The organism is Streptomyces sp. NPDC005863 (assembly GCF_042871345.1).
In the GTDB taxonomy this organism is placed as follows: Bacteria; Actinomycetota; Actinomycetes; order Streptomycetales; family Streptomycetaceae; genus Streptomyces.
In genome coordinates this window covers 1,369,499-1,381,092 of the sequence record NZ_JBIAII010000002.1, presented here as the reverse complement: position 1 = coordinate 1,381,092, position 11,594 = coordinate 1,369,499, and the positions used below count along the sequence as shown (strand labels likewise).

Annotated in this window: 10 protein-coding genes and 2 pseudogenes; 6 read left to right on the top strand and 6 right to left on the bottom strand. The window is 71.3% G+C overall.

All coding sequences use genetic code 11. The annotated features are described in order from the left end of the window. Positions 1-383, bottom strand: a pseudogene (locus tag ACFYO9_RS12170) (hypothetical protein); the annotation flags it as partial. A gap of 271 nt (positions 384-654) precedes the next feature. Between ACFYO9_RS12170 and ACFYO9_RS12165 the strand changes: the two are divergent. Further along, positions 655-2,325 carry an amidase family protein gene (locus tag ACFYO9_RS12165; RefSeq protein WP_358773419.1) on the top strand — a complete coding sequence of 557 codons (1,671 nt, stop codon included), beginning with the start codon at positions 655-657 and terminating at the stop codon, positions 2,323-2,325. A gap of 126 nt (positions 2,326-2,451) precedes the next feature. On the opposite strand, the gene ACFYO9_RS12160 is transcribed toward ACFYO9_RS12165, so the two are convergent. Together ACFYO9_RS12160 and ACFYO9_RS12155 are read right to left on the bottom strand one after the other, a co-directional pair. Beyond that, positions 2,452-3,447 carry a DUF3500 domain-containing protein gene (locus tag ACFYO9_RS12160; protein ID WP_358773421.1) on the bottom strand — a complete coding sequence of 332 codons (996 nt, stop codon included), beginning with the start codon at positions 3,445-3,447 and terminating at the stop codon, positions 2,452-2,454. Positions 3,448-3,582: 135 nt separating this feature from the next. After that, on the bottom strand, positions 3,583-4,263 hold the full coding sequence (locus ACFYO9_RS12155) for a TetR/AcrR family transcriptional regulator (RefSeq protein WP_355805499.1): 681 nt from the start codon (positions 4,261-4,263) through the stop codon (positions 3,583-3,585). A gap of 116 nt (positions 4,264-4,379) precedes the next feature. Here ACFYO9_RS12155 and ACFYO9_RS12150 point away from each other — a divergent pair, with 116 nt between their 5' ends. Next, positions 4,380-5,591 (top strand): FAD-dependent monooxygenase, encoded by a 1,212-nt coding sequence (locus ACFYO9_RS12150; RefSeq protein WP_358773423.1) that lies wholly within the window; start codon positions 4,380-4,382, stop codon positions 5,589-5,591. A gap of 117 nt (positions 5,592-5,708) precedes the next feature. Here ACFYO9_RS12150 and ACFYO9_RS12145 read toward each other — a convergent pair whose 3' ends face one another. Continuing rightward, a complete protein-coding gene (locus tag ACFYO9_RS12145; protein ID WP_358773424.1) occupies positions 5,709-6,554 on the bottom strand; it encodes an alpha/beta hydrolase in 846 nt (281 codons plus the stop codon). Between the two features lie 605 nt (positions 6,555-7,159). Between ACFYO9_RS12145 and ACFYO9_RS12140 the strand changes: the two genes are divergently transcribed. Then, on the top strand, positions 7,160-7,843 hold the full coding sequence (locus ACFYO9_RS12140; protein WP_358773425.1) for a DUF4232 domain-containing protein: 684 nt from the start codon (positions 7,160-7,162) through the stop codon (positions 7,841-7,843). Positions 7,844-7,924: 81 nt separating this feature from the next. On the opposite strand, the gene ACFYO9_RS12135 is transcribed toward ACFYO9_RS12140, so the two are convergent. Then, entirely contained in the window at positions 7,925-8,809 is an 885-nt protein-coding gene (locus ACFYO9_RS12135; protein ID WP_358773426.1) for an alpha/beta hydrolase, read from the bottom strand. Positions 8,810-9,029: 220 nt separating this feature from the next. On the opposite strand from ACFYO9_RS12135, the gene ACFYO9_RS12130 reads away from it, so the two are divergent. Beyond that, entirely contained in the window at positions 9,030-9,383 is a 354-nt protein-coding gene (locus tag ACFYO9_RS12130; protein ID WP_355806278.1) for a helix-turn-helix domain-containing protein, read from the top strand. Positions 9,384-9,463: 80 nt separating this feature from the next. Here ACFYO9_RS12130 and ACFYO9_RS12125 read toward each other — a convergent pair whose 3' ends face one another. After that, on the bottom strand, positions 9,464-10,270 hold the full coding sequence (locus ACFYO9_RS12125) for a glucose 1-dehydrogenase (RefSeq protein ID WP_358773428.1): 807 nt from the start codon (positions 10,268-10,270) through the stop codon (positions 9,464-9,466). Positions 10,271-10,600: 330 nt separating this feature from the next. Here ACFYO9_RS12125 and ACFYO9_RS12120 point away from each other — a divergent pair, with 330 nt between their 5' ends. Continuing rightward, a complete protein-coding gene (locus tag ACFYO9_RS12120) occupies positions 10,601-11,020 on the top strand; it encodes a TOBE domain-containing protein (RefSeq protein ID WP_358773430.1) in 420 nt (139 codons plus the stop codon). Positions 11,021-11,200: 180 nt separating this feature from the next. Next, positions 11,201-11,567, top strand: a pseudogene (locus ACFYO9_RS12115) (zinc-binding dehydrogenase); the annotation flags it as partial. Positions 11,568-11,594: the final 27 nt, after the last annotated feature.

Sequence of the window (11,594 nt, the reverse complement as noted above, 5' to 3'; positions counted from 1 at the left end):
CCGGCTCCCGGCTCCCGGCTCCCGGCTCCCGGCTCCCGGCTCCCGGCTCCCGGCTCCCGGCTCCCGGCTCCCGGCTCCCGGCTCCCGGCTCCCGGCTGGGGCAGTTTCTTAGTATATCCCACTCCATGTGAGATAATCGTCAACTTGCCCTGGATAGAGGCGATTTGGCCGCCGAAGCTGGCGGAGACCGCGAGATCCACCGGCGTCGCGAGCGCCTGCTCCCACGGCAGTACGGGAAGCCCCAACTCGGCGAAGAGTTCGTCGATCCCGCCCTGAAAGGCGGACGACCCCGTCGAGGTGACCAGGAGCTGCACGCGGAAGTCGTCGTGGAACAGGGGCAGCACGTCCAGCAGACGGCCCGCGGCGGTGACGTTGTGGACCACCAGCAGGACCCGCCGCTGCGCCGTGCGGCTGGTCCACCGCGCGGACCCTGCCCCGACGGGGACACGTATCGGCAGAGGTTCAACCCGCACTGCTGCGCCTCCCGCGTCTGGCCTGGGTTCCCGAGTCCGGCCTGGGTCTGGTTGATGCCATCGAGCGATCACCCTAACCGCACGGCGATGTCACTCATGCGTCACGCCCACACGGAGCGACCCCCAAGTGTGCCCGTGACGCCCTTGCGCCGGACGCGGTCGGTGTAGTCGGCTGACACGCATGGGGAAGAAGAGCATGGCTGTGATGACCGCCGCCCTCGTTGCGGGGTCCCTTCTGACGGGCGTACCGAACGCGGGTGCGCAGGCCGCCGGGCACGATGGCGACGACGCGTCGCCGCCGACCGGCTTACCTCGGGTGGCGGGGGTCGACCTCGACACCGTGACGATCCCGGAGCTGCAGGCGCGGATGGGGAAGGGTTCGCTGACCTCGGCGGCGATGACCCGGGCGTATCTGCGGCGGATCAAGGACATCGATCCCAAGATCCACGCGGTGCTGCGGACGAGCCCGACGGCCCTGCGTGAGGCGGCCGCCAGCGACGCCCGGCACCGGCGCGGCAAGCCCCTCGGGCCGCTGGACGGCATCCCCGTCCTGCTCAAGGACAACGTGGACACCCGTGACATGCCGACGACGGCCGGGTCGCTCGCCCTCGCGGGGAGCCCGCCCCGCAGCGACGCCCCGCTGGTGACCCGGCTGCGCGAGGCCGGCGCGGTGATCCTCGGCAAGACGAACCTGTCCGAGTGGGCCAACTTCCGTGCGGCGAAGCCGACATCGGGCTGGTCGGCGGTGGGCGGGCAGACCAACAATCCCTACGTTCTGGACCGCAACCCGTGCGGTTCGTCCGCCGGTTCCGCCGCCGCGCTCGCCGCGTCGCTGTCGCAGGTGGCGATCGGCACCGAGACGGACGGCTCCATCGTGTGCCCGGCCGGGATGAACGGCATCGTCGGCCACAAGCCCAGCCTCGGCCTGGTCAGCCAGTCGGGTGTGGTGCCGATCTCCGCCGAACAGGACACGGCCGGGCCCATGGCGCGTAACGTCATCGATACGGCGCTCACGCTCGCGGTGCTGAGCGGCGACAAGAGCGCGCGTGCCGACGTGACCGGCATGGCTGGCGTGACCGGAGGGGCTGGGGTGGCCGGTTCGGGTGCGCTGGGTGCGCAGGGTGAGCGAGGCACAGGTGCGGGTCTCGGCGGTGATCTGCGGGGCAAGCGCATCGGCCTGTGGCGGCTGCCGTCCCTCGGCGCCGACGTCGACGCGGTGATGACCCGTACGGCGCAGAAGCTGCGCAAGGCCGGGGCGACGGTCGTCGAGGTGACGCCCCCGTACCAGGCGCGGCTCGCCGAACTTGAATTCCCCGCGCTGCTCAGCGAGTTCCACCGGGACATCGACGCCTACCTCGGTTCGCGCAACGGGCCCAAGGATCTCGCCGGGCTGATCGAGTTCAACCGCACCCACGCGCAGGAGCGGACCTGCTTCGCGGGCCAGGAGCTCTTCGAGCAGGCGCTCGCCGCGCCGTCGACCACCGACCCCAAGTACCGTGCGATGCGGGCCGAGTTGAAGGATCTGTCGCGCCGCTCGATCGACGAGACCATGGCGGCTTACCACCTGGACGCCATCGCCGCGCCCACGAATCCGCCCGCGTGGACGACCGATTGCGCGCGCGGCGACAACGACGTCATCCCGTCCTCGACGCCGGCGGCGGTCGCCGGGTACCCGTCCCTCTCGGTCCCGGCGGGAACCGTGGACGAACTGCCGGTCGGCCTGCTCATGATGGCGGGCAACCGCCAGGACGCCGAGCTGCTGTCGCTGGGGGCGGCGGTGGAACACCGCCTGAAGGCCTGGCGTGCACCGCGCTACCTGCCGACGGTGGGGCAGGGCGGCGCGCAGCGCTGATGCGGGTGACCTGCTGAAGCTCGCGGTGACTCGGTGACTCGGTGACTCGGTGACTCGGTGACGCGGTGACGCGGTCGCGGTGGCGCGGGCCGTTGGGGGCGACCTCTCGTGCCTCTGCGGTCGGCGTCACCCGTGCAGCTCGGTGTAGTGCGCGCGCAGTAGATCGATGCCCCAGTCGTGGCGAATGTGCCGCCACACCGAGTGGGCGTGGTTGCCGTCGTCCTGGGTGTTGTCGTACTCGATGAGGAAGTCCGGGGCCCGGACGCAGTAATAGTGGCGGTCGCCGGGCGCGCGACCGCCGGCCCAGGCGAAGGTGAGGGCGTCGAGCCCGTGGGCGAGGGTGTCGGACCAGCACTCCTCGGCGTACGCGGCGGGCGCTCGGTCGAGGTAACGGCGTACCAGGCGTACGAGCAGCCGCTGTTGATGGGGCGTCATGTCCCCGTGGGACAGGCCGGCCGGCAGCAGGTTCGGGTCGGCGAACGGGTCGTCGCGGGTCAGGATGTCGTCCGGAGGTGCGGCGGCGAAGACGGCTTCGGCCTGTCGTCCGGCGCTCAGGTCCGTGACCAGTTCCCGGGCCAAGTCCTCCTCCAGGCCCAGGAGTCGACGGCCGGCCTGCGGGCCCTGCTCGATGCGGGCCGGTTCCGCTCCGATGAAGTGCGGGGTCACGCGGATGCCGGCGGGCGTGACGAGTACGTGTACGGCGAGGTGGTGGCCGTTCATCCGCCAGCTCCAGGGGGCGTCGCCGTCCGGGTCGCCCAGCAGGCGCAGCCAGTAGCGGTCGCCGCCCGTGCCGCCCGCCATCGCGCGACGGTGACGCTCCACTTCGATGGCCCCGCGGGCCAGTTCGGTGCCCGCCGCGCCGTGTGCCGCGACCAGCAGCGCATCGACGGCCTCGCGCTGCGGCCCGGTGAACCCCTCGGTCGAGAGGCCGGGCCGCGACCCCGGCAGGTACGTCCACTCCCGCAGCTCGGGCGCGTCGAGCCGAGCGGGTCCCGCGCGCAGCTCACGCACCTGCTCCGGATCGAGCACGGCCACCAGCGCACGAGCGGCGTCCCGCATCCCGTCGGCGCCGCCCCCTCGTTCGCCTCCTCGTTCGCCCCCTCGTTCCCGAACCGACCCCATCCGCGACTCCTCCCGCTGCCCACCGCACGCCGACGTTCTGCCACGTCGACGTCCACGATCCCCGAAATGGGTTGGCGCGGCACGTCGCCGCGTCGGTTGGGAGTCGGTCGGGAACCGGCGCCCAGCCGTCGTACGTCACCGCGTGAGGCGGGCCTCGATGCCGTCGAGCAGGAAGTCGAGGCCCATACGGAAGGTGCGGTCGGCGTCCAGGTGTGCGGCGTCGCGGACCACCGTGGACAGGGCGGGGAAACGGCCGGTGGCGAAGGTTCGTTCCAGGTAGGGCCCGAGTGAGGCCTGCCAGCGCCGCTCGTCCATCCCGGTGGCCCGTTCGGCGCGACGCTCGGCGATCTCGCGGCGCACCGCGCCGATCACGTACGCGTCGACGGCGGTGACCACCGGCATGACGTCGTCCACGTCCACACCGTCCAGCGCGGCCATCACGGCCTCGCCCCTGGCCAGCGCGTGCGGGCCGAGTTGAGGTCGCCCGCCGAGCAGGTCGGCGAGCCATTCGTGCTCGTGGACGGCCTGCCGGGTGGTTTCCGCGAGGGACCGCAGCACCTCGCGCGGGCCCTTTCCGGCCGGCCGGATCTCCGCATGGATCGCGTCGACCATCAGGTCGAGCAACTCCTCCTTGCTGTCGATGTACCCGTACAGCCGCATCGGCCCGACGCCCAACGCGGCCGCGACCTTGCGCACCGACACCGCATCGAGGCCGTCCGCGTCGGCCAGCCGGATCGCCGCCCGCACGATGCGCTCGCGGTCCAACGGGGCCGGCGCGGGTCGATACGGCGGTTCCGGCCTCTCCCACACCAACATGCGGCCCACCATACAGAGCATTGACCGATACGGAGCATGGGTCGATACAGTGTATTGACGAATACGCCGTATCGAATGATGGCGGTGATACGACGGCGCCTAGGAAGGGGAACCCCATGCGCGAGTCCAGCCCTGCCCTGAATCCCAGCCCCAACCCCAACCTGAACCCCACCCCCACCCCCACCCCCGGCCCCGTCGCCATAGTCGGCGCCGGCCCCGTCGCCATCGTCGGCGCCGGGCTCGGTGGTCTGGCCCTGGCTCGTGTGCTGCACGTGCACGGCATCGAGGCCGTCGTGTACGAACGCGAGACGTCACGTCACGCGCGCGGCCAGGGCGGCATGCTCGACATCCACTCCGGCCAACGCGCGCTGCGCGAGGCCGGTTTGATCGACCGGTTCCACGCGATAGCCCGTGGCGAAGGCCAGGACATGCGGCTTCTCGAGCCGGACGGCACGCTGCTGCTCCAGGAGGACACACCCGACGACGCCCCGCTCGACCGCCCCGAAGTCGACCGCGCCGATCTGCGTGACCTGCTCCTGGACTCGCTCCCCGAGGGCACCGTGCGCTGGGGGCACGCGTTCGCCTCCGCCGATGTCGACAACGGCCTGCTGCACTTCGCCGACGGCAGCAGCGCGACGTACGGCCTGCTGGTCGGCGCGGACGGCGCGCAGTCCCGGGTCCGTACGCTGCTCACCGACGCCCGCCCGGTCCACATCGGCCAGAACGTGGTTGAGGTCGGCATCCCCGACATCGACCGCACACACCCCGACCTCGCGGCGATGGTCGGGCGCGGCAACTACTGGGTGCTCGGCGACGGCCGGTCCCTGGCGGCGCAGCGCAACGGTGACGGCCGCGTCCGGATCGGCCTCAGCTTCTACGGGACCGACGAGGACTGGTTCGCCACCAGCGGGATCCCGTTCGACGACCCGGCCGCCGCGCGGGCGCGGCTGATCGAGCTGCTCCCAGGCTGGGACCCGCGGTTCACCGCGCTGATCGCGGCCTGCGACGACACGGTCGTACCGCGGTCGATCACCACGCTTCCGGCCGGTCTGACCTGGCCGTCGCGGCCGGACGTCACCCTGCTCGGCGACGCCGCGCACCTGATGCCGCCGGTGGGGGAGGGCGCGAACATGGCCCTGCTCGACGGCGCCCAGCTCGCTCTCGCACTGGCCGCGCACCGGGACGATGTCGCCGCCGCCGTAAAGGAGTACGAGAGCGAGATGTTCGCACGCACCAGCGCCGCCGCGCGGACCTCCGCGGCCCTACAGGAATTGCTGATGGCGCCGGACGCGGCACAGAAGATGCTCGCGTTCTTCCAGCCCGACTGACGCGGCGTCACTGGGGGGCCTCGCTGGGGGTGGCGGTGCCGGGGTGGCGGTGCTCAGATGGGGTGGCCGATGGTGGCGCCTCCTGCGTACGGGGAAACGTGCGGGGAAACGCACGGACTAACCGAGCGCGAGCATCGCCTCCGTGACCTCTCCGATCGCCCCGTCGGGGATCGTCGTGGCGGCCTCTTCGAGGACGAGCAGCCGGGCCCCGGGGATCTCGCGCGCGATCGCCTCGCCGTTGCCGACGGGGAAGAAACGGTTGCGGCGGCCGTGCACGACGAGCGTGGGGACGTCGATCTCCGGCAGGCGCTCGCGCCAGCGGGGCGTGCAGTCGAGTCGGGAGAACACCATGCCCATCTGGTTGGCCATCTGTACGGCGGGCGCGGTGCCGGGCGTGCGGTCCCAGACGCGCGCGGCGGTGGCGCGCGCCGCGACGGGGTCGTCACCGAGGAGCTCCGCCCCGGCGGCGGTGAACTCCGCGACCGCCGCGCGGTCGGCCCAGTCGGGCATCGGCTGCGCGAACAGCTTGCTCATCGTCGCCTGGTCATGGTCGGGGAGGTCGTCGTCGGGCGGGCCGGGGGCCACCGCGCGGGTGCCGACCAGGGTGAGCGCCGAGAAGGCGTCCGGGTGGTCGAGCGCGGCCACCTGGGCGACCATCCCGCCGACGCCGATCCCCGCGAGGTGCGCGGGCGCCCCACCGAGCGCGTCCGCGAGGGCCGCCGCGTCGGCTGCGAGGTCCCGCAGCGTGTAGGCGGGCACGTCCGGATCCGTGGTCGTCGACTCCCCGCTGTCGCGCAGGTCGTAGCGGACGACACGGCGCCCGCCCGCGGCGAGGCGCGCGCAGAGCGCGTCGGGCCACGAAAGCATCGTGGTCCCGCCCACGAGCAGGACGAGCGGCGCGTCCTCGGCGCCGAAGGACTCGATGCCCAGGGCGATGTCATTGGCTTTGATGATGCGCGTCATACCAGGACAGACCTGATTTGCCGCCGGAACTCATCGCTCACCCATCACCGCTCAGGGCGGGTACTGGGGAGAGCATCCCGCCGGTCACGGTCAAGATCCGCTGGGTCACGGGTCTGTCCCAGCGGACGGTGAACGCGTACGAGGGTGGAACTGACCGGTGCGGCAGGGGAACCACCACCCCGGGCCGGCTCTCGGCATGCCCCCGCGCGGCGGAACGTACCCGTGTTCGAGCCGTGTTTTCCAAGGCCGGGCGGGGATCGAGCTGACGGGCGGCGAAGGTGTGACGGGGGCGGGGCGCGGGTCGGGGCGCCGATGGCGGGGCCGGCGGTGGTGCTCGTCGTGCCTGGCTGTGCGTGTAACAGGAATGTCTTGGTGGGGAGTTGAGCGGAACGGTTCGCCCGGCCGGACCGCTCCTGCTGGTCAGCAACGCCCGCTCGTACCGACTCGCACCGGCCCGACCGAGCGGCGGCGTCGCGCCCCACCGAGACCACGTAAGACCAGTAGTAACCACGCAAGACCACAGCAAGACCCCCCAGACCACAGCAACACCACAGCAAGACCACCCAGACCACCCAGACCACCAAGACTGAGACTGAGGAAATCCGATGCGCGTTCGTAAGCTCACCACCATCGCCGCCCTGGCCGTCGTCGCGAGCCTGTCGCTCACGGCCTGCAACGGCGATGACGTGACGGCGGACGGCGACGCCTCGTCCGCGAGCGCCGGATCCTCGTCGGGCGGCGGTTCGGACCAGGGCGACGGCCAGGACTCGGCGGGCAAGGGTTCGGGCGGGCAGGGCTCCGCCGGCAAGGACTCCGGCGGCCAGGCCTCGTCGGGCGCAGGGAACGGTTCCGGTTCGAACGCCAAGTCCGGCGCGTGCCACACCGACGACCTGAACATCACGGCGTCGGACACCACCATCGACGGTGACGACAAGGGCTCGGTCGCGGTGACGTTCGAGAACGGCGGCGCGGACTGCACGCTGGCCGCGTACGCGGGCATCGACCTGAAGACCAGCGAGGGGAACCTGTCCGCCAAGCGCTCGGGCCAGCAGGCCCAGCCGATGACCCTGAAGAACGGCAAGTCGGTGTCGTTCAACATCAGCTACCCGATGAACGAGTCGGGCGGTTCCGGTGTCAAGATCACCGGACTCGTGGTGACCCCGCCCAACGAGACGAAGTCGTTCTCCCTGGAGTGGCCGGGCGCCGCCACGCTGCCCGTCACCGAAGGCGGCGGCTCCTCGGTCGAGGTCGGCCCGATCGGCAGCGCGGGCCAGGGCGGGGCGAGCTGACCGTACGCGTAACCGACGACGCTTACCCTCCCCCCCCGGCCGACCGCGATCCTTGGCCCCGTCCCGTCCTGCCCCGCCCCGTCACTTGGTCGGTGCGGAGGATCGGCGGACGACCGGAAGATCGGCGGCGAGGAAAGGACCAAGAAGCGCGAGCAACGCGTCGGGGCGGTCAAGGGGGATGATGTGGCCGCAGTCCTGGAGGTGATGAGCGACCAGGTCATCGGCGATGGGGCGGAGTTGCCGCTCCAGCCCGGCACCGACTGGATGGGAGCCGACGGTCATGGTGGGCATGGTCAGCCGGGCCGTCGCAACGGCATCCTGGATCTGCCGCGCGCTGGTGGGCAGGGCCCGGTAGTAGGAGAACGCGCAGCGCAGGGCCTCAGTTCCCGTGTACGCGTGGACGAAGGCCGTACGAATATCGTCGGGCACCCCGCGCCCGAGCGTCCCGGAATCCAGGAACCATTGGATGTACGCGGCCTCGTTGCCGGCGAGGACGGTCTCGGCGAGACCGGGCACGGCATGGAAGCCGAACCACCAGGGGGCGCCGCCCGCGAGGGTCTGCTCCGCTCCGGGCAGCCGGCCGAGCAGTGCCTCCATCACGACGAGGCGCCGGACGCGAGCGGGCCGGCGTAGCGCGAGCAGGACGGCGGGGGCGGTTCCCGCGTCGATGCCGACCACCGCTGCCGACGGTTCGTCGAGGGCGTCGAGCAGCCCTTCGAAGTCGGCGGCGAGGGTGCCGGCGTCGTAACCCTCGACGGCACGTGTGCTGGCGCCGAGGCCCCGCAGGTCCGGAGCGATGACCCGGTACCGCTCGGACAGCGGGCCCATGATGTCGCTCCAGAGCCGCCAGGTGTGCGGGAACCCGTGCAGCAGGAGAACCGCGGGCCCGTCCCCGGCGACGGCGACATTGAGTTCGACGCCGTTCGTCGCGATGCGACGGAGTTGGTGTGCGGTGGTGGCGGGCATGACGGCTCCTCCATGTGGTTACCATTGGTGACCACATGACGATAGGTAACTGTCGTACCGCTTCCTAGACGGCACTTTCAGGGAAGGTGGTGAGCTCCAGGTGACCACCCGAGGATCCGAGGCCGGAGCCGAGGCCACAGCCAAGGCCAGGGCTGGGGCTGGGGCTGCGGCCAGGACTGGGACGGCCGGTCGCGGAAGCCGCGGCGATCTCTTCGATCCCCTGTGCCCGACACGGCAGTTGCTGGACCGCATCGGAACGAAGTGGACGTCCATGGCCGTCAAGAAGCTCGCCGACGCCGCACCGGACGAGGTGCGCTTCGCCGAGCTGAGACGCCGGATGCCCGGCGTCTCGCAGAAGATGCTGTCCGTGACACTGCGCAGCCTGACCCGCGACGGATTGGTGTCGCGCCGGGTCGAACCGGCCGTACCGCCACGGGTCTTCTACCGGCTCACCGAACTCGGCTCGTCCCTGGAAGTCGCGCTGGCGGGCCTGCGGACATGGGCGGAGGAGCACATGCCCGAGATCGACCGCGCCAACGAGATGGCCGACCAAGAGGCCGAGGAGAGGTACTAGCCGGCGCCCAGGAGGGGTGGCCGACACCCTTGCCGAGAGGTGGCGGCCCTCCCGAGGGGTGGCGGCGCCCCCGACAGCTTTCAGGCCCGCATGCCGCCGTCCACCCGGAGAACCGTTCCGGTCACGTAGGAGGAGCGGTCGCTGAGGAGCCAGGCGGCGGCCTGGGCGATCTCGTCGGGTTCGGCTGCACGGCGCAGGGGAGTCTGCGCGTTGAGCCGGTCGATGACTCCGGGAGAATTCGCTTCCCAGGAACGGATCATCTCGGTCATCGTGGTGCCGGGGGCGATCGCGTTGACCCGTATGCCTTCGGGTCCGTAGGTGACGGCAGCCGACTCGGTGAGACTGTTGAGCGCCCGCTTCATCGCGCCGTAGGCGGGCAGTTGGGGGTTGCCCCGCAGGCTGCCGATGCTGGAGTTGTTGACGATGGCCCCCGTTCCGGCGGTGGCGCGGATGGCGGTGACCTCGGCGACCATGGCCAGCCAGGGGCCCCTGAGGTTCACGCCGTAGATGTGGTCGAAGTCGGCCTCGGTCACCTGGTCCATCGGGCCGGGAGGGATCCCCGTCGCGGCGTTGTTGAAGGCGACGTCGAGTCGGCCGTACAGGTCCACGGTGCGGTCGACGGCGGCGCGCACGCTGGCCGCGTCGGCCAGATCGCACACCACGTAGTCCGCGGCGCCGCCCGCCTCCCGGACTTCCTTGGTCACCGCCTTCAACTGGCTCTCCGTACGGGCCGCGAGCATCACCCGAGCGCCCTCCTTCGCGAACAACCGAGCCGCTGCGGCCCCGATCCCGCGTCCGGCACCGGTGATGAAGGCGACCTTGCCGGCCAGCAACCCCTGTGCGGTGGGAGTGGCGGCGGAGGTGTCGGTGGTCGATGTGTTGTCCATGGGGTGATTCTGATCTACGGGATGGCGGTGAGGCCAACTTGCCGGTGCGCGAGCATTGTTGGGCCTGGACCTGGACCTGGACCTGGGCCTGGGTGCAGGTGCGGGTGCAGGCAAGGGCCACCTCGGAGCCCCGAGCCCCGCCCGAGCGCGCGCGGAACGACGTGGCCGGCGAGGCCCCGATCCGCCAGGCGGACATGGCATTCCCGGCATTCCATCTCGCGGATGCGGCGCGCCCCGAAACGGTCCTTTGCGGACGTACTACCTTCGGAAGCGGCAGGCCGCCCCTGCGGCCATGTTCCCGTGCAACCGACTCCGTGAGGCAGTACGACCATGAGCCTGAGCGTCCGCAACCAGCTCCCCGGCACCGTCGCGTCCGTCACCACCGGCGAGGCCATGGCGACCGTCAAGGTCCGCCTCGCGGGCGGCCAGGACATCACCGCCGCGATCACCACCGAATCCGTCGAGGACCTCGGCCTCGCCGAGGGCGACCAGGTCCGGGCCCTCGTGAAGTCCACCGAGGTGTCCCTGGCCACCGGCCCCGTCTCCGGCCTCTCCATCCGCAACCAGATCCCGGGCACCGTCGCCGGCATCGCCACCGGCGGCGCGATGGCCTCCGTCAAGGTCGACGTCGAGGGCGCCGCGCTCACCGCGGCCATCACCAAGGACGCGGCCACCGACCTCGGCCTCACGGTGGGTTCCTCCGTGGTCGCTCTGATCAAGTCGACGGAGATCTCCCTCGCGACCGCCTGATCGCCGGGCGTACGACGACGCGGCGCCGAGAGAGGCCCTCACGCCTGCGCATCACCGCATCAAGGGTCAAGGGCGCCAAGAGCATCAAGCGCCGCGTCGCCGTGGCTCACTCCCTCCGTCAGCATATGGATCGGCTCGATCAGCTCGACCAACTCCCCATAATGTGCGGGACCTTCGCTGATGCGGTCGTGCGTGTCACCACCCAGCAGACGGGACGCCCGGCGACCCCAAATCCTCACCGTCGTGGACGCACCCGAGCCACGCCCCTCCCGACCGAGGTCCTCGACCGCGCCAAGGCGATCGGACTGAACCCGACGGAGGCGCACCTGCGTGCAGGCGAGTTTCCGCTGATCGTCGACGAGGTGATCGATTACACGGAGGTCGACTTTGCCGAGGCGGTCCGCGACGTCGACGTCATACTCGACACGCTCGGCGACGACACCGCCGACCGGTCGCTCGGAGTGCTGCGTCCAGGCGCCCACTTGGCGGCGGCGGTCGCCGAGGAGGATGCGGGCTCATCGCCAAGTACAAAGCAACGGGCCTGCGTTGCGGCTGGCGCCACACGGGAGACTCG

Coding starts and splice junctions, on each gene's coding strand:
- ACFYO9_RS12165 (WP_358773419.1), top strand. CDS start 655: ATGGGGAAGAAGAGCATGGCTGTGATGACCGCCGCCCTCGTTGCGGGG.
- ACFYO9_RS12135 (WP_358773426.1), bottom strand. CDS start 8,809: ATGCCCGCCACCACCGCACACCAACTCCGTCGCATCGCGACGAACGGC.
- ACFYO9_RS12120 (WP_358773430.1), top strand. CDS start 10,601: ATGAGCCTGAGCGTCCGCAACCAGCTCCCCGGCACCGTCGCGTCCGTC.
- ACFYO9_RS12125 (WP_358773428.1), bottom strand. CDS start 10,270: ATGGACAACACATCGACCACCGACACCTCCGCCGCCACTCCCACCGCA.
- ACFYO9_RS12160 (WP_358773421.1), bottom strand. CDS start 3,447: ATGGGGTCGGTTCGGGAACGAGGGGGCGAACGAGGAGGCGAACGAGGG.
- ACFYO9_RS12150 (WP_358773423.1), top strand. CDS start 4,380: ATGCGCGAGTCCAGCCCTGCCCTGAATCCCAGCCCCAACCCCAACCTG.
- ACFYO9_RS12155 (WP_355805499.1), bottom strand. CDS start 4,263: ATGTTGGTGTGGGAGAGGCCGGAACCGCCGTATCGACCCGCGCCGGCC.
- ACFYO9_RS12145 (WP_358773424.1), bottom strand. CDS start 6,554: ATGACGCGCATCATCAAAGCCAATGACATCGCCCTGGGCATCGAGTCC.
- ACFYO9_RS12140 (WP_358773425.1), top strand. CDS start 7,160: ATGCGCGTTCGTAAGCTCACCACCATCGCCGCCCTGGCCGTCGTCGCG.